Source organism: Halorubrum sp. SD690R (assembly GCF_005435035.1).
Taxonomy (GTDB): domain Archaea; phylum Halobacteriota; class Halobacteria; order Halobacteriales; family Haloferacaceae; genus Halorubrum; species Halorubrum ezzemoulense.
Window position 1 is genome coordinate 90,023 of sequence record NZ_SGTV01000002.1, and the last position, 24,312, is coordinate 114,334.

The 24,312-nt window shown below is 71.1% G+C and carries 26 protein-coding genes and 1 tRNA gene; 15 read left to right on the top strand and 12 right to left on the bottom strand.

Annotated elements, in window-relative coordinates; translation table 11 throughout:
- Window positions 1–53: 53 nt before the first annotated feature.
- The 3 genes from EXE41_RS01840 to EXE41_RS01850 form a co-directional block, all read right to left on the bottom strand.
- On the bottom strand, window positions 54–1,076 hold the full coding sequence (locus EXE41_RS01840) for a carbohydrate kinase family protein (protein WP_137690158.1): 1,023 nt from the start codon (window positions 1,074–1,076) through the stop codon (window positions 54–56).
- A gap of 4 nt (window positions 1,077–1,080) precedes the next feature.
- Entirely contained in the window at window positions 1,081–2,322 is a 1,242-nt protein-coding gene (locus EXE41_RS01845) for a DHH family phosphoesterase (RefSeq protein ID WP_137690159.1), read from the bottom strand.
- Between the two features lie 75 nt (window positions 2,323–2,397).
- The gene (locus EXE41_RS01850; RefSeq protein ID WP_086219566.1) at window positions 2,398–2,862 is read right to left on the bottom strand and encodes a universal stress protein; all 465 of its coding nucleotides are present in this window, start codon (window positions 2,860–2,862) and stop codon (window positions 2,398–2,400) included.
- A 277-nt stretch (window positions 2,863–3,139) separates the two neighbouring features.
- Here EXE41_RS01850 and EXE41_RS01860 point away from each other — a divergent pair, with 277 nt between their 5' ends.
- Window positions 3,140–3,778 (top strand): IS6 family transposase, encoded by a 639-nt coding sequence (locus EXE41_RS01860; RefSeq protein WP_089309163.1) that lies wholly within the window; start codon window positions 3,140–3,142, stop codon window positions 3,776–3,778.
- 17 nt (window positions 3,779–3,795) lie between these two features.
- Here the strand turns inward: EXE41_RS01860 and EXE41_RS01865 are convergent, their stop codons facing one another.
- Window positions 3,796–5,379, bottom strand: coding sequence for a heme-binding protein (locus EXE41_RS01865; protein WP_137690160.1), 1,584 nt, complete (start codon window positions 5,377–5,379; stop codon window positions 3,796–3,798).
- 134 nt (window positions 5,380–5,513) lie between these two features.
- Here EXE41_RS01865 and EXE41_RS01870 point away from each other — a divergent pair, with 134 nt between their 5' ends.
- Both EXE41_RS01870 and EXE41_RS01875 read left to right on the top strand, forming a co-directional pair.
- Window positions 5,514–5,816, top strand: coding sequence for a hypothetical protein (locus tag EXE41_RS01870; protein ID WP_137690161.1), 303 nt, complete (start codon window positions 5,514–5,516; stop codon window positions 5,814–5,816).
- A 127-nt stretch (window positions 5,817–5,943) separates the two neighbouring features.
- Window positions 5,944–6,549 carry a PadR family transcriptional regulator gene (locus EXE41_RS01875; protein ID WP_086215664.1) on the top strand — a complete coding sequence of 202 codons (606 nt, stop codon included), beginning with the start codon at window positions 5,944–5,946 and terminating at the stop codon, window positions 6,547–6,549.
- A 36-nt stretch (window positions 6,550–6,585) separates the two neighbouring features.
- Here the strand turns inward: EXE41_RS01875 and EXE41_RS01880 are convergent, their stop codons facing one another.
- Window positions 6,586–7,389: an SDR family oxidoreductase gene (locus EXE41_RS01880; RefSeq protein WP_199240849.1), complete on the bottom strand. Its 804-nt coding sequence runs from the start codon at window positions 7,387–7,389 to the stop codon at window positions 6,586–6,588.
- Between the two features lie 116 nt (window positions 7,390–7,505).
- On the opposite strand from EXE41_RS01880, the gene EXE41_RS01885 reads away from it, so the two are divergent.
- From EXE41_RS01885 to EXE41_RS01900, 4 genes are all read left to right on the top strand, one after another.
- On the top strand, window positions 7,506–7,727 hold the full coding sequence (locus tag EXE41_RS01885; RefSeq protein ID WP_049930479.1) for a hypothetical protein: 222 nt from the start codon (window positions 7,506–7,508) through the stop codon (window positions 7,725–7,727).
- Between the two features lie 212 nt (window positions 7,728–7,939).
- The gene (locus EXE41_RS01890; RefSeq protein WP_089308288.1) at window positions 7,940–8,965 is read left to right on the top strand and encodes an ABC transporter substrate-binding protein; all 1,026 of its coding nucleotides are present in this window, start codon (window positions 7,940–7,942) and stop codon (window positions 8,963–8,965) included.
- Window positions 8,965–9,768 (top strand): ABC transporter permease, encoded by an 804-nt coding sequence (locus tag EXE41_RS01895; protein WP_049930481.1) that lies wholly within the window; start codon window positions 8,965–8,967, stop codon window positions 9,766–9,768. Before EXE41_RS01890 ends, EXE41_RS01895 begins: the two co-directional genes overlap by 1 nt.
- A complete protein-coding gene (locus EXE41_RS01900) occupies window positions 9,756–10,571 on the top strand; it encodes an ABC transporter ATP-binding protein (protein WP_089308287.1) in 816 nt (271 codons plus the stop codon). The genes EXE41_RS01895 and EXE41_RS01900 overlap by 13 nt, the downstream gene beginning before the upstream one ends.
- 32 nt (window positions 10,572–10,603) lie before the next feature.
- Here the strand turns inward: EXE41_RS01900 and EXE41_RS19185 are convergent, their stop codons facing one another.
- Together EXE41_RS19185 and EXE41_RS01905 are read right to left on the bottom strand one after the other, a co-directional pair.
- The gene (locus EXE41_RS19185) at window positions 10,604–10,777 is read right to left on the bottom strand and encodes a hypothetical protein (RefSeq protein WP_167373077.1); all 174 of its coding nucleotides are present in this window, start codon (window positions 10,775–10,777) and stop codon (window positions 10,604–10,606) included.
- A 58-nt stretch (window positions 10,778–10,835) separates the two neighbouring features.
- Complete coding sequence (locus tag EXE41_RS01905; protein WP_049930485.1) at window positions 10,836–11,060, bottom strand: hypothetical protein; 225 nt, start codon at window positions 11,058–11,060, stop codon at window positions 10,836–10,838.
- Between the two features lie 157 nt (window positions 11,061–11,217).
- Between EXE41_RS01905 and EXE41_RS01910 the strand changes: the two genes are divergently transcribed.
- Entirely contained in the window at window positions 11,218–12,378 is a 1,161-nt protein-coding gene (locus EXE41_RS01910; RefSeq protein ID WP_137690162.1) for a BMP family protein, read from the top strand.
- A complete protein-coding gene (locus tag EXE41_RS01915) occupies window positions 12,378–14,807 on the top strand; it encodes a methyl-accepting chemotaxis protein (RefSeq protein WP_137690163.1) in 2,430 nt (809 codons plus the stop codon). Before EXE41_RS01910 ends, EXE41_RS01915 begins: the two co-directional genes overlap by 1 nt.
- Window positions 14,808–14,878: 71 nt before the next feature.
- Here the strand turns inward: EXE41_RS01915 and deoC are convergent, their stop codons facing one another.
- A complete protein-coding gene (deoC, locus tag EXE41_RS01920; RefSeq protein WP_094583360.1) occupies window positions 14,879–15,526 on the bottom strand; it encodes a deoxyribose-phosphate aldolase in 648 nt (215 codons plus the stop codon).
- Window positions 15,527–15,724: 198 nt separating this feature from the next.
- On the bottom strand, window positions 15,725–16,087 hold the full coding sequence (locus tag EXE41_RS01925; RefSeq protein WP_049930686.1) for an Hsp20/alpha crystallin family protein: 363 nt from the start codon (window positions 16,085–16,087) through the stop codon (window positions 15,725–15,727).
- A gap of 244 nt (window positions 16,088–16,331) precedes the next feature.
- On the opposite strand from EXE41_RS01925, the gene EXE41_RS01930 reads away from it, so the two are divergent.
- Window positions 16,332–17,672, top strand: a complete 1,341-nt coding sequence (locus EXE41_RS01930) for an aminotransferase class III-fold pyridoxal phosphate-dependent enzyme (protein WP_049930491.1) — start codon at window positions 16,332–16,334, stop codon at window positions 17,670–17,672.
- A 24-nt stretch (window positions 17,673–17,696) separates the two neighbouring features.
- On the opposite strand, the gene EXE41_RS01935 is transcribed toward EXE41_RS01930, so the two are convergent.
- Window positions 17,697–18,362, bottom strand: coding sequence for a non-canonical purine NTP pyrophosphatase (locus EXE41_RS01935; protein WP_086220136.1), 666 nt, complete (start codon window positions 18,360–18,362; stop codon window positions 17,697–17,699).
- A 103-nt stretch (window positions 18,363–18,465) separates the two neighbouring features.
- On the opposite strand from EXE41_RS01935, the gene EXE41_RS01940 reads away from it, so the two are divergent.
- The gene (locus tag EXE41_RS01940) at window positions 18,466–18,879 is read left to right on the top strand and encodes an SHOCT domain-containing protein (protein ID WP_049930493.1); all 414 of its coding nucleotides are present in this window, start codon (window positions 18,466–18,468) and stop codon (window positions 18,877–18,879) included.
- Window positions 18,880–18,909: 30 nt separating this feature from the next.
- On the opposite strand, the gene EXE41_RS01945 is transcribed toward EXE41_RS01940, so the two are convergent.
- The gene (locus EXE41_RS01945; protein WP_137690164.1) at window positions 18,910–19,941 is read right to left on the bottom strand and encodes a zinc-dependent metalloprotease; all 1,032 of its coding nucleotides are present in this window, start codon (window positions 19,939–19,941) and stop codon (window positions 18,910–18,912) included.
- Window positions 19,942–20,071: 130 nt separating this feature from the next.
- Between EXE41_RS01945 and EXE41_RS01950 the strand changes: the two genes are divergently transcribed.
- The 3 genes from EXE41_RS01950 to EXE41_RS01960 all read left to right on the top strand — a co-directional run bounded on the left by EXE41_RS01950 (window position 20,072) and on the right by EXE41_RS01960 (window position 21,985).
- Window positions 20,072–21,145 carry a M28 family peptidase gene (locus EXE41_RS01950; protein WP_137690165.1) on the top strand — a complete coding sequence of 358 codons (1,074 nt, stop codon included), beginning with the start codon at window positions 20,072–20,074 and terminating at the stop codon, window positions 21,143–21,145.
- Window positions 21,146–21,251: 106 nt separating this feature from the next.
- Window positions 21,252–21,326 (top strand) — tRNA-Glu (locus tag EXE41_RS01955).
- 194 nt (window positions 21,327–21,520) lie between these two features.
- Window positions 21,521–21,985, top strand: coding sequence for a DUF302 domain-containing protein (locus EXE41_RS01960; RefSeq protein ID WP_137690166.1), 465 nt, complete (start codon window positions 21,521–21,523; stop codon window positions 21,983–21,985).
- Window positions 21,986–22,006: 21 nt separating this feature from the next.
- On the opposite strand, the gene EXE41_RS01965 is transcribed toward EXE41_RS01960, so the two are convergent.
- Entirely contained in the window at window positions 22,007–22,237 is a 231-nt protein-coding gene (locus EXE41_RS01965) for a hypothetical protein (protein ID WP_049930499.1), read from the bottom strand.
- A gap of 157 nt (window positions 22,238–22,394) precedes the next feature.
- Here EXE41_RS01965 and EXE41_RS01970 point away from each other — a divergent pair, with 157 nt between their 5' ends.
- Complete coding sequence (locus EXE41_RS01970) at window positions 22,395–24,293, top strand: helicase C-terminal domain-containing protein (protein ID WP_137690167.1); 1,899 nt, start codon at window positions 22,395–22,397, stop codon at window positions 24,291–24,293.
- Window positions 24,294–24,312 lie beyond the last annotated feature (19 nt).

The window sequence follows — 24,312 nt, forward strand, 5'->3', positions numbered from 1 at the left end:
CGCGCTCTCCGCCGCTCCCCCTCCGTTTCCCTTCGACGCCGCCGTTCTCCCTCTCACTCCCGTTCCGCGAGGAGCGCTTCCACCTCCTCGCGCGACGGGATCGACCCCATCCCGCCGACCGACCGGACCGAGAGCGCGGCGGTCGCGTTGCCGAACCCGACCGCCTCGCGGAGCGCCTCCGCGTCGGCTCCGGACTCAGACTCGGCACTCCCCGCGAGCCGCGAGAGCAGGCCCGCGGTGAACGCGTCGCCGGCGCCGGTCGCGTCGACCGCCTCCGCCGGGAACCCGTCGTGCCGGACCGTCGTGGCCCCCCATGGCGCGTCGTCGGTACTGACCGCGAGCGCGCCGTCGCGGCCGAGCGTGACGACGACGGTGTGGGGGCCGAGCGCGAGCAGGTCGCGGGCCAGTTCCCCGCCCTCGCTCGTCGACAGCCCGGCCGCGGCGGCGTCCTCGTCGCTACACAGCACGACGCCGCTCTCGGCGACCGTCTCGCGGACCGCGGTCGACGCCGCCTCCGCCGTCTCCGGCGGCACCAGGTCGGAGCGGTAGTTCACGTCGAACGAGACGGGACACCCGGCGGCGGTCGCCGCCGAGCGGAGCTCGCGGGTGGCCGCCCGCCCCCGCAAGTGCGTCAGCGCCACGCCGCCGAGGTGGACCCACGGCGGCGCGCTCGCGCCCCCCGGCGACGCCGCGCCGTCGTCGCCCGTCAGCGCCTCGGTCGGGACTGCGTCCGGGTCGAACCCGAACGTCGCGTCGCGGTCGCCGTAGAAGGAGAACCGCGGCCCGCCTTCGCCGGGCGGCGACACCACGGCGACCGTCGTCTTCCCCTTGACGCGCTCGACGTGCGTCTCCGGAATCTCCGCCGCGGCGAGCGTCTCGGCGAGGAAGTCGCCGAACGCGTCGTCGCCGAGGCGCGTCCAGAACGCCGGCGGCGAGCCGAGCCGCGCGAGCCCGACCGCGACGTTGGCGGGCGCGCCGCCGGGCCGGTGGGCGTAGCTGTCGACCTCCCGCAGCGTCTCCCCGGAGTCTGGCACGAAGTCGACGAGCGTCTCTCCGGCGACGAAGATGCCGGCCATTGTCCTACTCGGCCGCCGCGGCCTCGTCGGCGCCGCTCGCCTCGGCCTCGACTTCCTCGGCGACGGCCTCGAACGCCGCGAGGATGACGCGCTTACACGCCTGTCCCTCGGTGCTCCAGTGGTGGGCGTAGTCCAGCATGTCGTCGTAGATGTCGGGCTTACAGCCCGCCGCCTGCGGGTGCCCGCCGCCGTTCACTCGGCCGGCGACCTCGTGGGCGTGCCGGAAGTCGTCCGACCCCCGGATCGAGGCGGAGCCGGCGGGCTTGACGATCACGGCGGCGTCGGCCCCCGCCTCGCGGAGGCGCTCCGCGACCTCGTTCTGCGAGCAGCGGCCGTAGGTGACCGCGACGCGCCAGTCGCCGACCTCATGCGTGACCGCGCGGTCGACCGCGAGGTCGATGCGCGCCTCCTTCTCGACCCGGCGCTCCGCGACGAACGACCGCACCGCTTCCGGGAGGTCGACGCCGTACGCGCCGACGACGGCCGCGTACTCCTCGGCGCCGGCCCAGTAGGAGTAGTCGGCGAGGTCGTCGGAGCGAGGGTCCTCCTTGAGCCAGAGGTCGTGGTCGCGCGTGACCTCGGCGAGCTCGGCCCAGCGGTCGTCGAAGGCGTAGTCGAGCGACCGGAGCGTCACGTCGGCGGTACACTCCTCGTCCGACTCGCCGACGACGAGGTCGACGCCGGCCTCGCGGACCGCGTCGGCGGTCTCGTCGTCCCACTGGTGGTGGTCGAACCACCGGATCGCGTCGGTCGAGTCAGCCAGCTCCGCTAACGGCTCCGCGATCCACTCGTAGTCGTCGGGGCAGAGGTCACAGACGAACAGGTCGATCCCGTCGTCGGCGTACTTTTCGACGCGTTCGAGCGCGGTGTCGATCGAGTACGGCCCCGCCGAGACCAGCCCGACCGGGGACTCGGCGTGGGCGTCGCCGAGGGGGTCGTCGTCGCCCTCCCCCTCGTCGTCCGGCTCGTCGCTCCCGCTCTCGCCTTCGAGCCGGGCCGCGACGGCGTCCTCGAAGGGTCCGACGTCGAGGGCGGCGTCGTACGCCTCGCGGATCATCGCGGCGCAGGCGAGACCGTCGGCGTCGCCGTCGGCGATCACGACCGCCTCGCTGCCCTCGATCGCCTCCCTCGCCCGCCGCTCCGCGCGTTCGTCGTCCAGCGAGTCCGGGTAAAAGAAGCCCTTCCCCGGCAGCTTCGTGTACCGCGACCGGGGGGCATCCCCCGTCTCGATGAGGTCGTCGTCCATACCGTCGAGGCGGGCGGCAGCCGGAAAACTCCGCCGCTCTCGCGGCGAGCGGCGGTCGCGTCGCCTTCGCGACGCTCAGATCGTCGTCCGCCGAGGGTCCTCGTCGGTCAGCTGTCGGACCGTCAGCACCGGGACCGGGCAGGTCCGGACGACGCGCTCGGCGACGGAGCCGATGAGAAAGCGGTTCTCGCCGTGGCGGCCGCGGGTGCCCATCGCGACGAGGTCGGCGCCGGCAGACCGGGCGTACGCGTCGATCTCCGAGGCTGGACGGCCCTCGCGGACCTCGATGGTCACGTCGAGGTCGCCGTCGCGGTCGTGGGCCGCGTCCGCGACGCGGTCGAGCGCGTCGCTCCCCTGATCGTCGAGCGCGTCGCGGAGATCCTCCCGGACCGTGTCGGGCGACGACTCCACCTCGCCGGCGTCGACGACGTACACCGCGTGGACCTCGGCGTCGAACCGCGCCGCCACGTCGACCGCGACCGAGACGGCCCGTTGAACGCTGTCGGAGCCGTCGGTCGCGACCACGATGGTGTCGAACATGGCCACCCGTTCGCCGCAACGACACCTAAAACCCGGCGGTCGGCGGAAGCGCACGCGGTCGGCGGACACGCCGACGGTTCGCCGCCGACTATGTATAAAAATCCTCGCCAGTCGGGCGCCGTCGCGTTAAGTTAGAGGATGAGGCGCTCGACTTCAGAGTGTCTATGGCCGAAACCGAGCGCCTCAGCGAACGTATCGCGTGGATTGACTTGTCGTTTGTGGAGCGAGATCGGGTCGCGTTAAGTTAGAGGATGAGGCGCTCGACTTCAGAGTGTCTATGGCCGAAACCGAGCGCCTCAGCGAACGTATCGCGTGGATTGACTTGTCGTTTGTGGAGCGAGATCGAACGCCGCGATGGGCGATTGAAGTAGGGATCCGCTGTCACTTGGCCGGTATGTCACTTCGTGAGGTAAGTAAGCATCTCGAAAGGTTTGGGATCGTTCGGAGCCACGTCGCGATCCATAACTGGGTTCATAAAGCCGATCTACAGCCGATCTCGACCGTCTCAGAGGATCAACTCGCGGTTGACGAAAAGATGATCCGCCTCCACGGCCAGAAGTTCTGGCTGTACGGCGCGGTTGATCCACAGACGAACGAGATCCTTCACGTGAGTCTCTATCCGACCGCAAATAAACAGACGACGCGATGGTTTCTCACCGAGCTCCACCGGCGTTACCAGCTCGATAACGTGGAATTTCTCGTCGATGACGCAGACTATCTCGGATCTGTTCTCGCTGACGACGGCTATCGATTTCAAGTCATTCGACATGGAAATCGGAATGCCATCGAACGTGTCTTTTGGGAAATAGAACGACGAACATCATCGTTTGCGAATAGTTTCAGCAATGTCGCGTTAGAGACAGCTCAAAATTGGCTCGAAGCCCTCGCCGTCTACCACAATTCACGCCAAACTTAACGCGACCTCGGGCGCCGCTACGCCAGGAAGACGTGGCGCGGGCGGTCGGCGAGCACGTCGCGGCCCCACTGGACGGTCTCGGAGAACTCGTCGGAGCGGAAGAAGCCCATCGCGTCCTCCTTCGCGTTCCACTGGCTGGCGATGAACATGTCGTTCTCGTCTTCGGTGTTCAACATCAGGTCGGTCTCGACGTGGCCGTCCATCTCGGCGAGCAGGTCGCCCACGTCGTCGAAGGTGTCGACGAACTCCGTCTGGTAGTCGGGCTTGACGGTGTAGAACATCCCCATCGTGCCGAAGCCGGACTCCTCGCCGGCGCGGGCGACGATGTCGGGCAGCTCCGAGAGGAACCCCGCCGCGGTCTCCGCCGCCGACGCGGTGTCCCAGATCGAGACGACGGCGGCGCGGTCGGTGTGGCGCCCCTCGTACACCGCGGTCTTGACGTGGGTGCCGTAGTGGTCGAAGTTGCCGCGGAGCCCCTCGACCTCGTCGAACAGCTCGTCCACGTCGGCCTCGCTGTACAGCACGGTGGCGTACACGTCCTCGCCGTGCGGCTTCCCGGCGTAGATGTCGAGGTCGGCGAGCTCGCCGCGGATATCCTCGTCCGAGGCCCCGCCGTCGCCCTCGTCCTCGCCGTGGGGGTGGTCGCCCTCGCCGCCGGCCTCCCCCTCGCCGTGGGGGTGGTCGCCGTGCGCGGAGCCGCCGCCCGCACCCGAATGGTCGTGGCCCTGACCGTGACCGTGCGCGTCGTCGCCGTGACCGCCCTCGCCGTGACCGCCCTCGCCGTGCGGGTGGCCGGCGCTGTCCTGCTCGGGGACGCGCCCGGTCGGGACCGTCTCGCCGCCGAGGAAGGCGTCGAGGTCGCGCGGCGGGAACCGCCGGCCGACGTAGAAGTCGCCGAACTCGCCGTAGCGGGAGGAGGCCGGGTCGAACCGCATCTCGTAGACGATGTCCTTGATGTCGGTCGGGTCCGCGCCGAACAGCGTGACGCCCCACTCGTGGTCGTCGAAGCCGACGGAGGAGGCGATCACCTGCTTGATCTTGCCGGCGTACTCCTTGCCGACCTCGCCGTGGCCCGCCATCAGCTCGGCGCGCTCCTCGAAGTCGAGGTCGTACCAGTTGTGTTCCTCGCCGCGGCGCTTGCTCATCGGATAGAAGCTGACGTACTCCTCGTCGGGGATGTCGGGCTTCAGCTTCCCCTCGATGTACCGCTTGAGCCCCTCGTCGACGGCGTCGGCGCCCTCCTCGAAGTAGTCGTCCGAGACGTAGCCAGACACCTCTGTGACGGAGACGTAGGAGGTCTCGCGCTCGGTGAACTTCGCGAGCGCGGTGTCCTCGAAGCGGCGCTCGATCGCGGAGAGGTCGTCGAGCGACGGCCGGAAGTGGAGGAAGAGGAGGTCCGCCTTGTGTCCCAGCACCGAGAACAGCGCCGACTCGCCGTCCTCGGCGTCGGCGACCAGCTCGCGGTGTTTCAGGAAGGCCTCGCCCTCCTCGATCGCTCGCTGCCGCTCGGACTCGGGCGCCTCGCGCCAGGCGTCCCAGTCGATCGATCGGAAGTCGTGCAGCGAGAACCACCCTTCGGCGGTCTGTGGAGCCTCGACCATACGTCGGGTTCGGGCCGCGCGACTTAGGGGTTTGCGGGTCGTCCCGACGCGCTGTAATCCGTCGGCTCGTCCCCGGTCGTGCCCGAGTCGAAGCCGGCACCAGTGGTTTCGAAGCCCCAGCCGCTCGGCAGTACGTGAGTTCTTATGACCGGACGATCGGCACGAACATCCCGAAGCCCCAGTCGGGAGGCGGTCGCACGCTCGCCGCGCTCCTCGTCACTCACTCCGTTCGTTCCTGCGGTGCTCGCGTCGCCTGCGGCCGCCTCCCGACTGCCCCTTCGAGTCCCGCCCGCGACCGCACCTCACACCTCCCCAGCCTCGTCGGGCGCGTCTTCGGGCTCCCGTCGGTCGCCCTCGTCGCCCCCGACTCCCTCGCGCGTGCTCCTCGCGGCCAAGGGCCGCTCGCAGGCACGCGCCACCGCGATTCATATTATTAGCGCATCACACCCGCCCCCGTCCGCTCGGGTCACCGACGCCCGCGAACCGCTCCGGTCGTCGCGACTCGCGCCGCTCGCCGTCGCCGTGACCGAAACCCTTTCGACGCGACCCCGAAAAGTCGGGACGATGCGGAAAAGCGGCCCGCCGAAAGGACTGATCTCGTACCTCGTCTTGGAGCTGCTCGACGAACGCCCGCGATACGGGTACGAGCTGCTCGGCGAGATAACCGAGATCAGCGGCGGCCACTGGGAGCCCTCCTACGGCTCCGTCTACCCGATCCTCTACAAGTTCGAGGAGGAGGGCGTCGCCGAGCGCGTCGAGCGCGCGGACGAGCCCGACCGCAAGTACTTCGCGCTCACCGACGCGGGCCGCGAGGAACTCGCCGAGAAGCGCCGCGAGATCGGCGGCGAGGCGCGGGACTTCGGCGACGTAGTCCTCGGCTTCTACCACCTGTACGCCGCGCTCGCCACAGACGGCCGGTTCGAGGTCGACGACGCGGACGCCGACTGGGCGTTCTCGGAGCGGTACAGCGCGTGGATCGTCGAACAGATGATCCGCCACCACGAGCGCGACTTCGGCGAGTTCGAGCGGATCGACGCCTCCCCAGAGGAGTTCTACGCGCGGGCGGACGATGCGGACGCGCCGTCGGAGTCCGGGGGCGCCCCCGGCGAGGCCGAGACCGCGGACGACGCGGAGGAGTCGGAGGGGGCGTCCGGCGCGGCCGACGACTGATTCCCTGGTCGGCGGTGAGCGGCGACGCCCCGCGACTCACCGGTGAAGCAGCCGCCACAGGAGTCCGCCGGGGAGCCCGGCGCGGACGAGCCGGTCGTACAGCCGGTCGGGGAGGACGCGACCGAGCCGCGGTAGCCACCGCGCTCGGCGGCTCACCCGATACCGTGTTCGCGGTCGGTCGGCGGTCGTCGCCGTCACCACGCGCTCGACGACGGTCTCGACGTCCGTGGCCGCCGGGGAGTACCCCTCGAACGCGCGGTATGCGGCGGCGTACGGCCCGTCGCCGTCGGCGGCCTCGACCGCGGCGGCCGCCCGCTCGTTGAAGCCGGTCCGGACGGGACCGGGCTCGACGAGCGCCACGTCGACCCCGCGGGGCGCGACCTCCCGGCGGAGCGCGTCGACGTAGCCGTCGAGCCCCGCCTTCGCGGCGCTGTACGCGCCGTGGTACGGCAGCGCGACCGACCCGACCATCGACCCGACGACCACGACCCGTCCGCCGCGCTCGCGGAGCGTCGGGAGCGCCGCGGAGACGGTCACGTGGACCGCGGTCAGGTTCGTCTCTAGCTGTCGCCGGAACGCCTCGGCCGAGGCGTCCTCGACTGCCGCGATCTCGTAGCCGCCGACGCAGGAGACGACGGTGTCCAGGGGACGGTCGGCGAGCCGGTCGCGGACGGCGGCCTCGTCGCGGAGGTCGACGACGGCGGTCTCGACCGCCTCGGGCAGGTCGGCGAGCCCGTCCGCGTCGCGGTCGACGCCGAGCACGTCGTGGCCGGCGGCGGCGAGCGAGCGCGCGACGCCGCCGCCGATCCCGCCCGCGGCCCCCGTCACGAGAACGTCCATGACGGGCAGTGCGCGGCGCCCCCAGTAGACGGTGGCGGTTCGCGGCGCCGGCTCCGGGCGCCCGTCTCGACCCGCCGCCCGAAGGCATATATCCGCCACGGGCGATTGTCGGCGTAATGTCCACCGACGAGCCGTCCGTCCCGATCGTGTGCGACGAGTGCGAGACGGAGACCCGCGTGCCCCTCGACGACCTCGCGGACGCGCTCGATAAACACAACGACCAGAAACACGGCGGCGAGGCCGTCGCGGAGGTCGATCCGGCGATCAAAGACCGGCTCGCCGACCTCGTCGCCGAGGACTTGGGGCTGTTCGACGAGGAGCCGGCCGAGGGGGCGTGAGCGCCGCCGCGAGCGACCACCGGGAACCGGAGCGCTCGGCGGCACCCGCCAGCAATATTTGCGTCGTTCGGTGACGAGTGTTTTCGGCGTATCTCCGGTATACGGGGCTTTGAACCCTCGAAACGCCACTTCCGTCGTCTTCCGCCGTCACCGGAACGCGCTTCCGTTGCTGGTGACGCGAGAGTGTTGCCCGCGGGGCCGCTTCCGTAGGTATGTACGACTCAACGCGGACAGCGTCGCGGCGGTCGTTCCTCGCGGCCGCGGGCGGAACTGCGACGGTCGGCCTCGCCGGCTGCCTCGGCGGCGGGAGCGGCGGGCTCGACGAGATCACGGTCGCGCACATGCCGATCTACCCCGACCTCCAGTGGTACGTGATGGAGGGCGAGGGATACTTCTCCGAGGTCGACGCCGAGGTCACCGGCCAGGAGTTCGGCAACGGCCCCGACATCGTTCAGGCGCTCGGCGGCAGCGACATCGACATCGCGATGTTCGGGATCGTACCCGCGATGATCGCGATCGACCGCGGTATCGCCGCGCGGGTGACCGCCGCGAACATCCGGGAGCCGATGGGGATCATGGCCGAGTCCTCGTTCCACGAGACGTTCGAACAGCAGGGCGCCGACGCGTTCGCGGCGTGGGAGGAGGAGCAGGGCGAACCGTTCACCTTCGGCACGTTCCCACAGGGGAGCGTCCCCGACGTGCTGTTGCGCTTCTGGCTCCGCGATGTCGGCGTCGACCTCGCAGCGAACGACAGCGTGGAGATCATCGAGATCAGCGGGGCGAGCTCCGTCTGGCAGGCGATTGCCAACGACGAGATCGACGGCACCTCGATCATGGAGCCGGTGCCGACCATCGCGCAGGCGGAGGGGTCGTCGGTGGAGATGCTGCGGACCGCCGCCGAGGTCCTCCCCGGCCAGCCCGCCGCGGTCACCCTGATGAGCGACGAGGTCCGGGACTCCCCGATCGCGGCGCAGTTCCTCGAACAGCACGTCCGCGCGACCGACTTCATCGAGGAGAACCCCGACGCGACCGCGGGCCACGTCGAGGAGGGAATCGGGATGCCAGTCGACCGCGCGCGGAAGGCGCTCGACTCGCCGCTGTCGAACTTCATCACCGACCCCGCCGAGATCACGGACGCGACGCAGGTGTTCGCCGAGTTCGCGGCCGATAACGGCCAGACCGACGAACAGCTGTCGAACGACCAGATATTCGACCTCGGGGTGTACGACTCGCTCTGATGGCGACCGAAACCGCATCGCGCGTCGACGAGGACGGCGCGTTCGCCGGCGTCGGGCTCGGAGACGGGCGGCGGCTCCTCCGGGGCGCCGCGGGGGTCGTCGGGTTCCTCCTCGTCTGGCACGCCGTCTCGCTCACCCAGGATCCGTTCGTCCTCCCCTCGCCGGTCGCGGTCGCCGGGGCGTTCGCCGGCGAGCTCGCGTCGGGAGACATGACGACGGCGCTGTATCAGAGCGTCCGCCACTGGATCCCCGGCACCGTCGCCGGAACGGGTCTCGGCGTGGCCGCCGGCGTCGCGTTCGCTTGGAGCGGCCTGCTGGACGACCTGACGGCGCCGCTCGTCCGCACCCTGCGCCCCGTCCCGCCGCTCGCGCTGATCGGCTTCGCTATCGCCTGGTTCGGGATCAACGACTGGGGCGCGGCGTTCATCATCGCGGTCGGCGCGTTCTGGATCAACTTCTACGCGGCGTACGGCGCCGTGGAGGGCGTGAGCGAGGACCTCCTCGACGTGGGGCGGACCCTCGGCGTCCGCGGCGACCTCGACGCGGTCCGGTCGATCGTCCTGCCGGCGTCGCTGCCGGGGATCATGACCGGGATCCGGACCGGACTGGGACGGTGTTGGATGCTCGTCGTCGCCTCGGAGATATTCGGCGTCCCCGGGGTCGGCCGCGAGATCATCCGCGCCAGCAACAACCTGCGCGTCGACCGGGCGATCGCGTACATCCTCGTGTTGAGCCTGATGTACCTGCTCGTCGACGTCGCGTTCCGCGCGGTCGAACGGAGGGCGTTAGCGTGGCGGGCGTGAACGGAGACGGCGCGGCCGGACGCGACGGGGAGACTCCCCCCACCGCGGCGGCCAGCGTCGCGCTCGACGGGGTCGGGAAGACGTACCCCGGCGACGGCGAGGGCGGCTCGGTGCGCGCGCTCGACGACGTGTCCTTCTCGGTCGCCGACGGGGAGTTCGTCTGTCTCGTCGGCCCGTCCGGCTGCGGGAAGACGACGCTGTTCCGGGTCGTGGCCGGGCTGACCGAGGCGACCGACGGCCGCGTCCTCCTCGACGGCACCGAGGTCACGGGGCCGACGACGGACATGGGCGTCGTCTTCCAGGAGTACCACCTGTTCCCGTGGCTCACGGTCGAGGAGAACGTCGGGTTCGGGCTCGAACGGAGCGACCGATCGGCCGCCGAGCGCGAGGCGCGCGTCGACGAGATGCTCGACCTCGTCGGGCTGACCGAGTTCCGCGGCGCCTACCCGAAGTCGCTGTCGGGCGGGATGAAACAGCGCGTCGCCATCGCCCGGTCGCTCGCGGTCGACCCGGACCTGCTGCTGATGGACGAGCCGTTCGGCGCGGTGGACGCTCAGACCCGCGAGATGCTCCAGCGGGAGCTACTCGACGTGTGGGAGTCGACGGGGAAGACCGTCCTCTTCGTCACGCACGACGTCGCGGAGGCGGTGACGCTCGCCGACCGGGTCGTCGTGATGGCCGCCGAGCCCGGCCGCGTCCGCGAGGTCGTCGATGTCGACGTCGAGCGCCCGCGCGACCGCGGCGACGCCGCGTTCGCGGAGTACGTCGGCCGCGTGCGAGAGCTGATCGGCGCCCACCCGTAGCCCCGTCCCCTTCGCGCCCGGCGTCTCACACCCTACTCCTCGCCGTCCGCCTGATCCTCGACGCTCGCCGACAGCTCGTCCACGTGAGTACGGAGCATCGCGAGCGTCGCGTCCGCGTCGGCGTACCCCTCGTCGTAGTCGTCGAAGGCGGCCGTCGCCCGGTCGAGAAATCGCTCTACCGCCGCGTCGGTCGGCTCGTCGGTCATGGGTCACGCTCCGCCGGCGAGCGGTTTATGTCTCCCGGCGGGGAGCGCGCGGCGACCGTCAGCGCCGACGGAGGGCGTACGTCGTGTAGCCGACCGCGACGACGAGCGCGCCGTACAACAGCGTTCCGAGCAGGGCGGGCGACGCGGTGACGTACTCGCCGAACGGGTCGGTCAGCGCCAGCACGGCCACGGTGAGCGCGGCGGAGATGGCGATCCCGACCGCGCCGAACGCCTTGAACGCCGCGTCGAGGTCGAATCCACGCGATCCCGGTTGGTGGCTCATACCCCTTCGTACGCGCTCAGGTTATAAATCCGTCCGACTGGATTCTCAGCCTCGGGGAACGGTGGTGACCGGACCGCCGGGGCTGTGAGCGCGGTTTACTATTATCATTGATAATTTGCTCCGAGGCGTTTTAGCCCTCGGTCGAAACCGGTGCGACATGACGCAGACGGGACCCACGACGCTCTCTCGACGGCGGCTCGCCGCCGGTCTCGGGGGGGCTGTGGCGGGCGCGCTGGCCGGGTGCCTCGGCGACGAGGCCCCCGGTTCGGCGTCGATAGACACCGGCAACGACGAACCGGCGGACGACGAGGCCGACGGGGGAGACGCGATCCGGAACGCGGCGGACGCCAGCGCGACGGTCGGGATGATCTACGCGCTCGGCGGGCTAGACGACCGGTCGTTCAACGACGCCGCGAACCGGGGCATCCAGCGCGCGCGCCTCGATCACGACGTGGCGTTCGCGAACGAGGAGCCGACCTCGATCCCGGAGTTCGAGACCGCGCAGGACGCCCTCTCGTCGTCGACCGATCCCGCCTACGACCTGATCTGCTGTATCGGCTTCCTCCAGGCGGACGCGCTCTCGACGGTCGCGGGCGAGCACCCCGACCAGCGGTACGCAATCGTCGACTCGGTCGTCGACCGCGACAACGTGGCGAGCTACGTGTTCCGCGAACACGAGGGGTCGTTCCAGGCCGGCCACCTCGCCGGGCTGGTGACGGACCGCGACGTGTCCGTCGGCGCGGGGTCGACCGTCCCCGACGAGCGGACCGTCGGCTACGTCGGCGGCGTCGACTCGCCGCTCGTCCGCAAGTTCGAGGCCGGCTACCGCGCCGGCGTCGACCACGCGACCACGGACGTGTCGGTGCTGTCAACGTACCTCGGCGCGTTCGACGACCCCGAGGGCGGGTACGCCGCCGCCGCGGAGATGTTCGAACAGGGGGCCGACGTGGTGTACCACGCGGCCGGCGGGAGCGGACTCGGCGTGTTTCAGGCGGCCCAGGAGTACGGCCGGTACGCGATCGGCGTCGACTCCGACCAGTCGCGCAGCAACCCGCGGTACGCCGACGTGATCCTCGCGTCGATGGTGAAGCGGGTCGGCACCGCGGTGTACGACGCCGTCGAGGAGACGATCGACGACGACCTCGCCACCGGCTCCACGACGGCGCTCGGGCTCGCCGAGGACGGCGTCGCGCTCGTCTACGGTACGACGCTCGGGCCGGTGATCCCCGACGACGTGCGCGCCGCGATCGTCGACTCCGGCGAGCGGATCGTCGCCGGCGACCTGTCGGTCCCCACGGACCCGGAGGCGGTGAACTGATGGCACCCGACTCGTTCGAGCGCCTCGTGCGCGCGGTCCGGCGGCTCCTCCCGAACGCGGTGCGCCGCCGGTACGCCGCGAAGTTCGCGCTGGCGTTCCTCGTGGTCGCGGCGGTCGTCGTCGCCGGGGGCGCGTTCACCTACCTCCAGACCGAACAGACCGTGGAGTCGGACGCGACGACGCAGCTCGCCGAGACCGGCGGCCTCCAGGCCGACGCGATCGGGTCGTGGACCGAGCGGATGAGCACCGAGACGCGGTCGATGTCGGCGGCCGACGCGCTCCGGTCCGACCGGCGCGCGCCGGCGTACGTGCTGTTGAAAGACCAGCTGCTCTCCGAGGACATCGTTAGCATCCACCTCGTCGACGCGGCGCAGGACCGGGTCGTCGCCAGCACCGAACGCCCCTTAGAGGGGCGCGCGCCGAGCGACCTCGACGCGCCGTGGAGCGACGCGGACGTCCCCGAGGGGGTCGGCGAGGACGACCGGGTCTGGCGGTCGGACCGCTCGTACCGGTCGCCCGTGCTCAACGACCGCCCGGTGATGGCGTTCGCCAGCTCGGTGCCGCGGGCCGACGGCCGGTACCTCGTCGTGGTCACCCGCATCCAGCCGCAGCTCGAACGCATCCAGAACAGCGACACCGGGGAGGAGACGATGATCCTCAACGCCGCCGGGCAGACCGTCCTCGACATCGACGGCACGGTCGACGAGGCGGAACACGCCGACGGCGTCGAGGCGATCCGGGAGGGCAACGCCACGACCGCGACGCGGATCGGCGACGGTCAGGTCCACGCGTACGCCTCCGTTCCCGACACTGACTGGGTGGCCGTCACGAGCGTCGACCAGTCGACCGCGTTCGCCGTCCGCAACGACGTGGGGAACTCCGTGCTGCTCCTCATCCTCCTCACGCTCGCGTCGCTGGGCGTCGTGGGCGCCGTCCTCGGAACTCGAACGGTGCTCCCGCTCTCGCGGCTCCGCAACCGCGCCGAGCGGATCGAGTCGGGGGACCTCGACGTCGACCTGTCGACCGGACGGATCGACGAGATCGGCCGCCTGTTCAGGAGCTTCGGGGAGATGCGGGACTCGCTCCGGGACCGGATCGCCGAGGCCGAGACCGCCGCCGACGAGGCCGAGGCGGCCCGCGAGGAGGCGGAGGCCGTCACCCGCGACATGGAGGCGCGTGCGGCCGACTACAGCGAGGTGATGGGCGCGGTCGCGGACGGTGACCTCACGCGCCGGATGGACCCGGACGCGGACCGCGAGGCGATGCGCGAGATCGCCGAGGAGTTCAACGACATGGTGGCCCAGCTGGAGCGGACCACCGCGCGGGTCGCCGCCTTCGCCGGCGAGGTCGACGGCGCGAGCGCGGAGCTCGCGGCCGGCGCCGACGAGGTCGAGACCGCGAGCGGGACCGTCAGCGAGCAGATCCAGGAGATCGCCGACGGCGCGATCAGTCAGGACGAGCGCCTCGACGAGGTGAGCGACGAGATGAGCGACCTCTCCGCGAGCATCGAGGAGGTCGCCTCGTCCGCCGCGTCCGTCGCGGAGACCGCCGAGGCCGCCGCGGAGCGCGGCGAGTCCGGCCGCGAGGCCGCCTCGGAGGCGCTCGACGAGATGGACGCGATCGAGGCGCGCTCCGCGGCCGCGGTCGAGCAGATGGAGGCGCTCGACGAGCGCATGGACGAGATCGACGAGGTGGTGGAGTTCATCACCGACGTGGCCGAGCAGACGAACATCCTCGCGCTGAACGCCTCCATCGAGGCCGCTCGCGCGGGCGAGGCCGGCGAGGGCTTCGCGGTCGTCGCCGACGAGGTGAAAGAGCTCGCGGAGGAGACGCAGGAGGCCGCCGCCGAGATCGAGTCGCAGATCGCGACCGTCCGCGAGGAGACCGACGCGACGGTCGATGACATCCGCGAGACGAACGAGCGGATCGACGAGGGGGCGGACACCGTCCGCGAGGCCTCGTCGTCGCTCGAAGCGGTCGTCGACGCCGTCGAGGAGACGAACCACGGCGTTCAGGAGATCAGTGAGGCGGCCGAGGACCAGGCGCGGTCGACGCAGCGCGCGGTCGAGGGCGTCGAGGACGTCGCCGAGGTGAGCGGGGAGGTCGCCGCCGGCTCCGAGCAGGTGTCCGCCGCCGCAGAGGAGCAGACCGCGACCGTCGCCACCATCGCGGAGAACGCCGACCGGCTCCGGGGACAGGCCGAGTCGCTCTCCGAGTCGGTCTCCGCCTTCGATGTCGACGTCGACCCCGAGGAAATCGAGAGCGCGGAGTCCGACGGCGTCGACGGGGCCGAGGGCGACGACGCGGTCGGAGGCGACGAGCGACGCGACGCCGGGAACGGGACCGTCGGGGACGCCGACAGATCGCCGTCCGGTGACGGGCTCGCCGCCGACGGCGACGGGCGTCCCCCGTCGTCGGACGAACGTTAGCCCTGCTTCGGGCTCGCTATTGACGAACGAGCGCGAGGGCGACCTTTCGACTGCGTACCGACGAACGAGCGTTACTCCCCGCTCTCCGGGTGTCCCTCGACGATAGCCACGCCGGACGACGCGCCGATCCGCACCGCGCCGGCGTCGAGCATGGCCGTCGCCTCCTCGTAGGAGCCCACGCCGCCGGAGGCCTTCACGGGAAGGTACTCGCTCATCAGCTCCACGTCGGGGACGGTCGCGCCGCCGTCGGCGAACCCGGTCGACGTCTTCACCATGTCGGCGTCGGCGGCGACCGCGGCCTCGCACGCGCGGCGCTTCTCGGCGTCGTCGAGGAGGGCGGTCTCGATGATCACCTTCACCGGGACGGGCACGGCCGCGACGACGTCCGCGAGCTCGTCGGCGACCGCGCCGCCGTCGCCGGCCTTCAGCCGGCCGACGTTGATCACGAGGTCGACCTCGTCCGCGCCCGCCTCCCACGCCGTGACCGCCTCGTCGCGCTTGACCGTCGGGTCGTGTTGCCCGTGCGGGAACCCCACCACGGTGGCGATCGCCGCGGGCTCGGCCTCATACTCGGCCGCTTCGGCGACGTAGCACGGCGGGATACACGCGTTCATCCCGTGCGCGGCGGCCTCGTCGAGAATGGTCCGCACGCCGTCCCAGGTCGTCTCCGGACCGAGGACGGTGTGGTCGATGCTGGCGGCGAACTCGTCGCGGTTCATGGGTCGACCGTCGCGCGCGGCAGTAAAAGGCGTGCGGGGTCGGCGCGACCGACTTGACGACCGGTTGCTCCGGCACGAACGGGAGCGCGTTCGGAACAACGCGGGAACGGAACTCGCGGGGAGGGGGCCCGGCGCGATGCCGGTCCGTCGCGACTACGGGGCTCGGAGACCGAGGGTCGCGGGCCGAGCGCGGCGGCGTCAGCTCTCGATCTCGATCTCCGTGCCGCTGACGGCGCTCTCGACGGTCACGGGGAGCCGCACCGTCAGGATGCCGTTCCGGTATTCGGCCTCGATACCGTCCTCGTCGATCGCCTTCGGGAAGCGGAACCGACGGTGGTACGTCCGCCGGGTCCCGCGGTGTTCGTCCTCGTGTTCGCCGGCGACGTTAAGCACGCCGTCGTTCCACGAGGCGGTGATCTCCGACGGGTCGAACCCCGGAAGCTCGACCGACAGGACGAACTCGCCGTCCTCCTCGTACAGTTCGTAGTCGTTGCTACCGGATTCGAACAGTCTGCTCGGGAAGTCGAGTCCCTGTGTCCACGTGTTTGCTGGCTCGAGGATGGGCATCGCTGACCACCTCGAACTCATCTAATTATAGGGTTGCGATTCTATAAAAATCTAACGTATCTTGGTGTCGAGTCTCACACAACGGTCGACGGCCCGTCCCACCGAGCGGCGCTCCGTACAACTGCGCCGACGGATTCGGTCGCCGTCTCAGGCGCCGTCTGGCGAACAAGAGTTAGAGATTTCTCCAACGTTCGCGCGTTCGCCACGAATTTATTCCGTCCGCGTGCCACCGGGAGGCATGGATCGCGACACCGCCACGCCTGCCGTCGCCGACCTGCCGGGCGAGCGCGCTCGCGAGTGGGTCGATTACCACCACGAGTCGGCCGCGCCGAGCACCTACGTCTACGAGTTCGTCTGGGACCGCACCGCCCCCGCCGAGGGCCCGTTCTGTACCGACGTCGACGGCAACGTCCTCATGGACTTCACCAGCCACGTCGCCGCCGCGCCGCTCGGGTACAACAACCCGCTGATCATGGACCGGCTCGCGGAGTTCGACCTTGTCGACCCGCTGAAGATCGCCGGGCAGGACTTCTACGCGGCGGGCGGCCCCTCACCCGGCGACGGGATCCCCGGGGCTTCCGGGCTCATGGACCGCCTGACGGACCTGACGAGCCACTACGACATGGACACCGTCTTCCTCTCGAACTCCGGCGCCGAGGCGGTCGAGAATGCAATCAAGATCGCGTACGACGCCTCGGACGGCGCGAAGTACGCCATCACCTTCGACGGGGCGTTCCACGGGCGGACGCTCGGCGCGCTCTCGCTCAACCGCTCGAAGTCCGTGTACCGCCGCGACTTCCCCGAGGTCAGCGGCGTGATGGACGTGCCGTACTGCGACGACCGGACCTGCTCGCCCGAGACCTGCTCGTGCGGCTTCTTCGCCGACGGCGTCTCCCGGCTCCGCCGGAAGCTCGACCCGGAGCGCGGGAACGTCCACCCGGACGACGTGGCCTACCTCATCCTCGAACCGATCCAGGGCGAGGGCGGCTACCGCTTCCCCTCGGACGCGTTCACCGACGAGATCGCGGCGCTCGCCGACGAGCACGACATCACGGTCATCGCCGACGAGATCCAGTCCGGGGTCGGCCGCACCGGCGAGATGTGGGGTTCGGACCACTACGCGTACGACCCCGACGTGATCACGAGCGCCAAGGGGCTCCGCGTGGGCGCGACCGTCTCCCGGAGCGACGTGTTCCCCGAGGAGAGCGGCCGCCTCTCCTCGACGTGGGGCGCCGGCGACCTGATCGCCTCCGCGCAGGGCGCGCTCACGCTCGACGCCATCGAGGAGGCGGACCTCATGGACAACGCCGTCGTCCGCGGTCGGCAGTTCAAGGAGACGCTGCGCGACGCCGACCTCGACCCCGTCGCGGACGTCCGCGGGAAGGGACTGCTGCTCGCTGTCGAGTTCGACACGAAGGAGCGCCGAGACGCGGTCGTGGAGAACGCGTTCGAGCGCGGGCTCCTCACGCTCGCGTGCGGCCACAAGGTCCTCCGGATCCTCCCGCCGCTCGACGTCACCGAACGCGAGATCGACCTCGGCTGCGACCTCCTCACCGACGCGATCGCGGACGCGGCCTGAGCCGCCGGGGAGAGAAACCGAGCCTCAGCGGTCCGCGTACCACTCCGCGAACTTCTCTAAGGCTCGCCCGCGGTGCGACACCGCGTTCTTCCGGTCGGTGTCCATCTCCGCGAACGTCTCGCCGTCGTGTTCGAAGATCGGGTCGTAGCCGAAGCCGCCGTCGCCCCGCGGCGCGACGATCCGGCCCGGGACGTACCCCTCGAACAGCTTGACCGGGAGCGGCTCCGCGCCGGCTCCGGCCGCGCCGCCCTCGCCGTCGCTCTCGCCCTCGCCCGCCGCGTCCGGTCCCGCCGCCGCGGCCGCGTCGCGGTCGCCTTGGTCGACGGGGTCGGGGCTCGCGGCGAACCCCTCGCCGTCGCAGTAGCCGAGCGTACACCGGAAGGCGGCGCGGCGGTCGTCGAGTTCGCTCGCGACCTCGTGGACGCGCTCGATCCCGAGCGTCTCCTCAACGTACGAGGAGTACGGGCCCGGGAACCCGTCGAGCCCCTCGACGAACAGCCCCGCGTCGTCGACGAGGACCGGGGCGTCGGCGTGGCGGTACGCCTCCCGGGCCCCCTGGGCCGCGATCGGGCCGAGGTCGTCGGCCTGGACCTCCGTGTAGTCGAAGTCGAGTCGCTCCACCGAGCCGTCCGGGAGGTACCGCTCCGCCTCGCGGACCTTCCCCGGGTTCGTCGTCACGTACCTGAGCACGGATCCACGTGGGTGCGCCCGCGAGGAATAGCCGTCGGTCGCCCGCAGGGAATCGACCGACTCCGGCAGTACGTTTTTGTCGCCTCGGCGACAGCAGTCGCGCATGGCCCTCCCCACGTTCGAGAAGAAGCGGCTGATCGGTCTCATCGCGATCCTCTCGTTCGGGCTCACGTCGCTGTCCGCCGTCCTCCTCCCGAGCCCGGTGGCGCCGCTCGGACCGGCGATTTTCATCACCGGCTTCTTTATCCTGATCCCGCTGGTGGTGGTGCTCGGCGAGGACTTCCCGCTCGTCGCCGCGGACGATGCCGACGCAGGATCGGCGTCTCCTTCCGCCGAACGGCCGGTGGCGGCGCTGCGAGAACGCTACGCGAACGGCGAGATCGACGAGGCGGAGTTCGAGCGGCGGCTCGACCGGCTGCTCGCGACCGAAGACCTCGACGAGCGGTTCGAGCGAACGTCCGCCGGGTTATCCGACCGGTCCGGCGAGAACAGAGCACGCGAGTACGAACTGGAGTGACGCCGGCCGGCCCGACGCGGCAACTCCCGCTCAGGGGTCGACGCGGGCGATCCACGCGTCCGGGTCGTCCAGCTCGTCACCGGTCGGGAGGTTCTCGGCGCGCTCCCACACCGCGCCCGCGGCCTCGATGCCGCGCTCGTCGGCGACGTGCCGGAAGAACGCGGCCCCGCGCTCGTACTGCCGCCGCTTGAGGCCCAGTCCCAGCAGGCGCTGGGCGAGCCGCCGCACCGGGCCGCCCCCGCCTCGACGCTCGTCCAGCTTCGCCCGGAGGTCCGCGTACTCGCCGTCGAACGCGCGGTCCATCAGGACCTCGGCGTACCCCTCGACCGCCGTCATCGCGGCCTGGAGCTCCGCGAACGCGTCGGGGTCGAGCCCGCGACTCACGCCCCCTTCGCCGCCGACCATCCCCTCGACGCCGCGCTCGACGCGCGACTCGAGGTACTCCGGGAGCCACGGGGCCGCGCCGAACTCGGCGGCGTGGGTCACCTCGTGGAACGCGATCCACCGCCGGAAGCGGGGGTAGTCCACGTCGAGCGCGCTCGCGACCGCGACGATGTTCGGGTGAACGAAGTAGAGGCCGTGGTCGGCGTCCGGCTCGTCGGCGAGGAGGAGGGGGTCGTACTGGCCGAGGACGTTCCGCGAGAGGAAGCCCAAGGCGAACGCCATCGACCCCGTGTTGGCGACTCGGCTGACGTCCTGCGCGAACGCGGGGCCGCGCTTCGCGGGCGTCGCGTCGAACGTCCCGTCGGGCCCGCCGGGGTCCGCCGCGGCCGCCTCGATCGGGTCCATCACGCGCCGGAACGTGCCGACGCTCGCGTCGATCCAGTGGTGGCGGTTCTGTACCTCGACGGTGTCGGGCACGTCGAACTCGATCCCGGCGACCTCGGCGAGCCGCGAGCGGGCGTCGCGAACGTCGGCGGCGTACCCCGCGCGCTCCGCGTCGGAGATCGCGATCGATCCGGGGTCCGTGGCCTCCTTCGCGGCCGACGCGGCCCGATCCCAGTCGACGACGCCCGGTCCCTCGGCCTCGGCGACGGCCCGGACGCTTCGGAGGATGTCCATACGGACCGGACGTGCGGGCGACTCAAAGCGCTTGTGTCGACCGATCCCCGCCCCGGCTGACTCGCCGGCGGTCCCGGCGCCGAACGCCGACACCGACGTTTTCTTCCCGGCCGCCCCACAGCCACCGAGCATGGACGACACGCGCCGCGCGTTCCTCGACGACCTCCTCGCGACGCCGAGCCCCTCGGGCTTCGAGACGGCCGCCCAGCGCGTCTGGACCGACTACGTCCGCGCGTTTGCGGACCGGGTCGACACCGACTCGTACGGCAACGCCGTCGCGGTCCACGAGGGCGACCCGGACGCGCCGACGGTCGCCGTCACCGGCCACGCCGACGAGATCGGGTTCATCGTCCGGGACGTGCTCGACGACGGCTTCCTCCGGATCGGGCGGATCGGCGGCGCCGACCGCACGGTCTCGAAGGGCCAGCACGTCACGGTCCACGCCGACGAACCCGTTCAGGGCGTGATCGGCCAGACCGCGATCCACCTCCGTGACGGCGACGAGGAGTACGAGGATATCGCTGGGCAGTTCGTCGACATCGGCGCCGCCGACGCCGACGCGGCACGCGACCACGTCGAGGTGGGCGACCCGGTCACGTTCTCGACCGGGCTCCGCGACCTCGTCGGCGACCGGATCGCCGCCCGGGGGGTCGACAACCGGGCCGGCGCGTGGGCGGCCGCGGAGGGGCTCCGGCGCGCCGCCGAGGCGGACGTCGACGCGACGGTGTACGCGGTCTCCACCGTTCAGGAGGAGGTCGGGCTCCAAGGTGCGCGAATGGTCGGCGTTGACCTCGACGACGTCGACGCGTTCGTCGCGGTCGACGTCACCCACGCGACCGACAACCCGGACGTCGACCGCGAGCGACGCGGGCCGGTCGAACTCGGCGCCGGCCCGGTGATCGGCCGCGGGAGCGCGAACCACCCGGTCCTCGTCGACCTCGCGCGCGACGCGGCCGCCGACGCCGGCGTCGACGTCCAGATCCAGGCGGCCGGCACCCGGACCGGGACCGACGCTGACGCGTTCTACACGGTGCGCGGCGGGACCCCCGCGCTCAACGTCTCGATCCCGAACCGCTACATGCACACGCCGGTAGAGGTGATCGACACCGCCGACCTCGACGGCGTCGCCGACCTCCTCGCGGCGCTCGCCGCGGCCGCGGGCGACCGCGGGGGGGCGACGAATCCGTTCGCCGTCGACGTCTGAACCGGCCGCCGTCGGTCCGCTCGGCACGACAAACCGGGGCACGGCGGCGTCGAAACGGAACTGTTTTACAATCGTCTTTCCTACCGTTAATTGCGACGAAGGACGTGCTCTGGTGGTGTAGTCCGGCCAATCATATCACCCTCTCACGGTGATGACCTGGGTTCAAATCCCAGCCGGAGCATTTCTCTCTCGATGCGACCGAACCCGATCAGTACCGGCCGTACTCGACCGCCCGCCGTCGGTCGACGCATCGCTCCGCCTCCGTCGGTCGACGCATCGCTCCGCCTCCGCCGGACCGATCGGCCACCGTTCGAGGTAGCGGCAGGTGTTGAGACGGCGTCCGGGTTTTAGTTGGCGGCGCGCGAGCCACGGCGTATGAGCGACGCCGCACGCCCCGCCCCCACCGCCGACGAGGCGCTCCACACGACCGTCGACCTCCCCTTCGAGGACGCGGTGCCGTTCGTCCAGCTCGAACACGAACTCGCCGACTTCGAGACCGTGCGCGTCACGCGGCTCGACGAGATGATCGAGGGGATGCTCGGCCACGACGACGCCGAGCGGACCGCGCTGATCGTCGTCTGTCACCCCGAGATCGCGTCCGACGCGCTGCGGATCGACCCGACGCTCGCCGGTATGCTCTCCTGTACCACGGTCGTGTACGAACGCGCCGGCGACGACCGCGTCCACGTCCACCACGTGTCCGCCACGAAGGCGATCCGCGACCTCGGCTGCGCGTCGGCGGCCGGGGCCGACGAGGGCGCGGTCGAGGACCTCGTGGCGAAGACCGGCGAGCTGATGGCCGTCGTCTGGGAGAACATCGAGCGGCACGGCCGGGAGTAGCCTCGGACGGCTCGGCCGCGCTCACCGGTTCAGCCGCCACCGGATCACCGCGGCGGCGACGAGGACCGTCCCGAACGTGACGACCCCGGAGATTAGCGCGCCGCGGGCGCTGTTCGCGCCCGTCGCGAACGCGCTCACCGACGCGGAGCCGCCGACCAGCGCCGCCCCGCCGGCCACCCCGCCGAACCCGATACAACAGAGGCTCAACAGGCCGACCGCGGACAGCGACCCGAGGATCCCGTCGTCGCTCATCGCTTCCCTCACCGCGGGCGACGGGGAAATAGGTGGTGGGGTCGGGCGCGACTGGCGCCCCGCCGTCGGGGGGCGGCCGGCGTCGCTCGTCGGCGTCCCGCGGCCGTGGTCGCCGCCCAAGCGAGGGTTTAATTCCGACAGCGCGCGAGGGCGTCGTGTGGACCCGAGCCGGATCCCCGCCGAGTTCCCCGCCCCGAGCTTCCGCGGCGCGCAGGAGCAGGCCCTCGCCGACATCCGCGACGCGTTCGCCGCCGGTAACCGCGTCGTGCTGGTGCGCGCGCCGACGGGCAGCGGCAAGTCGCTGCTCGCCCGGGCGATCATGGGCGCGGCCGAGACCGCGGGCGAGGCGGCCCCCAGCGAGGCGACCGGCGCGTACTACACCACCCCGCAGGTGTCGCAGATCGACGACGTGGAGGCCGACGACCTCCTCGACGACCTCGCGGTGATCCGCGGGAAGTCGAACTACGACTGCGTGCTCCCCGGCGAGCACGACACGCCCGTGAACCGCGCGCCCTGCGCGCGCCAGCAAGGGTTCGACTGCTCGATCCGGCACCGCTGCCCGTACTTCTCCGACCGGGCCATCGCGTCCGGCAACCGCTTCGCGGCACAGACGTTAGCGTACTTCATGCGCACCGCCGGCTCCGAGGTGTTCCGGAAGCGCGACGCCGTCGTGATAGACGAGGCGCACGGGCTCGCCGAGTGGGCCGAGATGTACGCGACGATCGAGATATCGCCCGACCGCGTCCCGGTGTGGGACGACGTCGGCGTCCCGGACGTCGCGGCCGACGCCGGCCCCGAGGAGGACGCGGTCGACCGGACCGCGCGGTTCGTCGAGACGCTCCGCGACGTGGCGATCCGGGCGAAAGACGAGCTGGTCGGCCGCCCCGAGCTCGACCGCGAGGAGGTCGCCCGGCGCGACCGGCTCCAGGAGCTCATAAGCGAACTGGGCTGGTTCCTCGAGGACTATCGCGACATCGAGTCCCCGACCTCGTGGGTCGCCGACCAGCCGGGCGGCGAGGGGTCGGCCCTCGATATCAAACCGCTCGACCCCGCCCGGTACCTCCGGCACACCGTCTGGGACCGGGGGAACCGGTTCGCGCTGCTGTCGGCGACCATCCTCTCGAAGGAGGCGTTCTGCCGCGGCGTCGGGCTCGACCCCGCCGACGTCGCCCTCGTTGACGTCGAGCACACGTTCCCGCTCGCGAACCGCCCGCTGTACGACGTGACGCAGGGGTCGATGACGTACGAGAACCGCGACGAGACGGTGCCGAAGATCGCCCGGCTCATCGTCCGGCTGATGGCGGAACACCCCGACGAGAAGGGGCTGATCCACGCGCACTCGTACGACATCGCCGAGCGGATCACCGAGCGGCTCGGCGAGTTCGGCGTCGCCGCGCGGGTCAGGCGGCACGACAGGCAGAACCGCGACGCCGAACTGGAGGCGTGGAAGGCGAGCGCGGACCCGGAGGTGTTCGTCTCGGTGAAGATGGAGGAGGCGCTGGACCTGAAGGGCGACCTCTGTCGCTGGCAGGTGGTGTGTAAGGCGCCGTACCGGAACACGAACGACTCGCGGGTCGCCCGCCGGCTGGCGGACGGGCAGTGGGCGTGGTACCACCGGACGGCGCTGCGCACGGTCATCCAAGCGTGCGGGCGAGTCGTCCGCGCCCCGGACGACTACGGCGCGACGTACCTCGCCGACGACTCGCTGCTCGACCTCTTCGACCGCGCCGCGGCCGACACGCCCTCGTGGTTCCGCGATCAGGTCGACGCGATGACGACCCCGTCGCTCCCGGCGTTCGACCCCGACGCGGCGCTGGCGGGTATCGACGCGTCGGCGGCGAACGGTGCGCGGAGCGGACGGCGGCGGCGCCGCCGCTCGGGTGGGTCGAGGGGTTCGGATCGCTCGTCGCCTGCCGACGGCGATTCCTCGGTCGGCGACGGGGACGCGACCGCCGACAGCGGAACGACCGACGACGAGTCGGTCCGGACCCGCTCCGAGCGGGACGCGGAGCGACGGCAGAACCACCCGCTGTCGGACGTGTGGGGCGACGGCTGACGAGGCGCTATCCAGACGC

Excerpts from the sequence above, each read along its gene's own strand:
- EXE41_RS01840 (WP_137690158.1), bottom strand. The coding sequence starts at position 1,076 with ATGGCCGGCATCTTCGTCGCCGGAGAGACGCTCGTCGACTTCGTGCCA.
- EXE41_RS01845 (WP_137690159.1), bottom strand. The coding sequence starts at position 2,322 with ATGGACGACGACCTCATCGAGACGGGGGATGCCCCCCGGTCGCGGTAC.
- EXE41_RS01850 (WP_086219566.1), bottom strand. The coding sequence starts at position 2,862 with ATGTTCGACACCATCGTGGTCGCGACCGACGGCTCCGACAGCGTTCAA.
- EXE41_RS01860 (WP_089309163.1), top strand. The coding sequence starts at position 3,140 with ATGGCCGAAACCGAGCGCCTCAGCGAACGTATCGCGTGGATTGACTTG.
- EXE41_RS01865 (WP_137690160.1), bottom strand. The coding sequence starts at position 5,379 with ATGGTCGAGGCTCCACAGACCGCCGAAGGGTGGTTCTCGCTGCACGAC.
- EXE41_RS01875 (WP_086215664.1), top strand. The coding sequence starts at position 5,944 with ATGCGGAAAAGCGGCCCGCCGAAAGGACTGATCTCGTACCTCGTCTTG.
- EXE41_RS01880 (WP_199240849.1), bottom strand. The coding sequence starts at position 7,389 with ATGGACGTTCTCGTGACGGGGGCCGCGGGCGGGATCGGCGGCGGCGTC.
- EXE41_RS01885 (WP_049930479.1), top strand. The coding sequence starts at position 7,506 with ATGTCCACCGACGAGCCGTCCGTCCCGATCGTGTGCGACGAGTGCGAG.
- EXE41_RS01890 (WP_089308288.1), top strand. The coding sequence starts at position 7,940 with ATGTACGACTCAACGCGGACAGCGTCGCGGCGGTCGTTCCTCGCGGCC.
- EXE41_RS01895 (WP_049930481.1), top strand. The coding sequence starts at position 8,965 with ATGGCGACCGAAACCGCATCGCGCGTCGACGAGGACGGCGCGTTCGCC.
- EXE41_RS19185 (WP_167373077.1), bottom strand. The coding sequence starts at position 10,777 with ATGACCGACGAGCCGACCGACGCGGCGGTAGAGCGATTTCTCGACCGG.
- EXE41_RS01905 (WP_049930485.1), bottom strand. The coding sequence starts at position 11,060 with ATGAGCCACCAACCGGGATCGCGTGGATTCGACCTCGACGCGGCGTTC.
- EXE41_RS01910 (WP_137690162.1), top strand. The coding sequence starts at position 11,218 with ATGACGCAGACGGGACCCACGACGCTCTCTCGACGGCGGCTCGCCGCC.
- EXE41_RS01915 (WP_137690163.1), top strand. The coding sequence starts at position 12,378 with ATGGCACCCGACTCGTTCGAGCGCCTCGTGCGCGCGGTCCGGCGGCTC.
- deoC (WP_094583360.1), bottom strand. The coding sequence starts at position 15,526 with ATGAACCGCGACGAGTTCGCCGCCAGCATCGACCACACCGTCCTCGGT.
- EXE41_RS01930 (WP_049930491.1), top strand. The coding sequence starts at position 16,332 with ATGGATCGCGACACCGCCACGCCTGCCGTCGCCGACCTGCCGGGCGAG.
- EXE41_RS01940 (WP_049930493.1), top strand. The coding sequence starts at position 18,466 with ATGGCCCTCCCCACGTTCGAGAAGAAGCGGCTGATCGGTCTCATCGCG.
- EXE41_RS01945 (WP_137690164.1), bottom strand. The coding sequence starts at position 19,941 with ATGGACATCCTCCGAAGCGTCCGGGCCGTCGCCGAGGCCGAGGGACCG.
- EXE41_RS01950 (WP_137690165.1), top strand. The coding sequence starts at position 20,072 with ATGGACGACACGCGCCGCGCGTTCCTCGACGACCTCCTCGCGACGCCG.
- EXE41_RS01960 (WP_137690166.1), top strand. The coding sequence starts at position 21,521 with ATGAGCGACGCCGCACGCCCCGCCCCCACCGCCGACGAGGCGCTCCAC.
- EXE41_RS01965 (WP_049930499.1), bottom strand. The coding sequence starts at position 22,237 with ATGAGCGACGACGGGATCCTCGGGTCGCTGTCCGCGGTCGGCCTGTTG.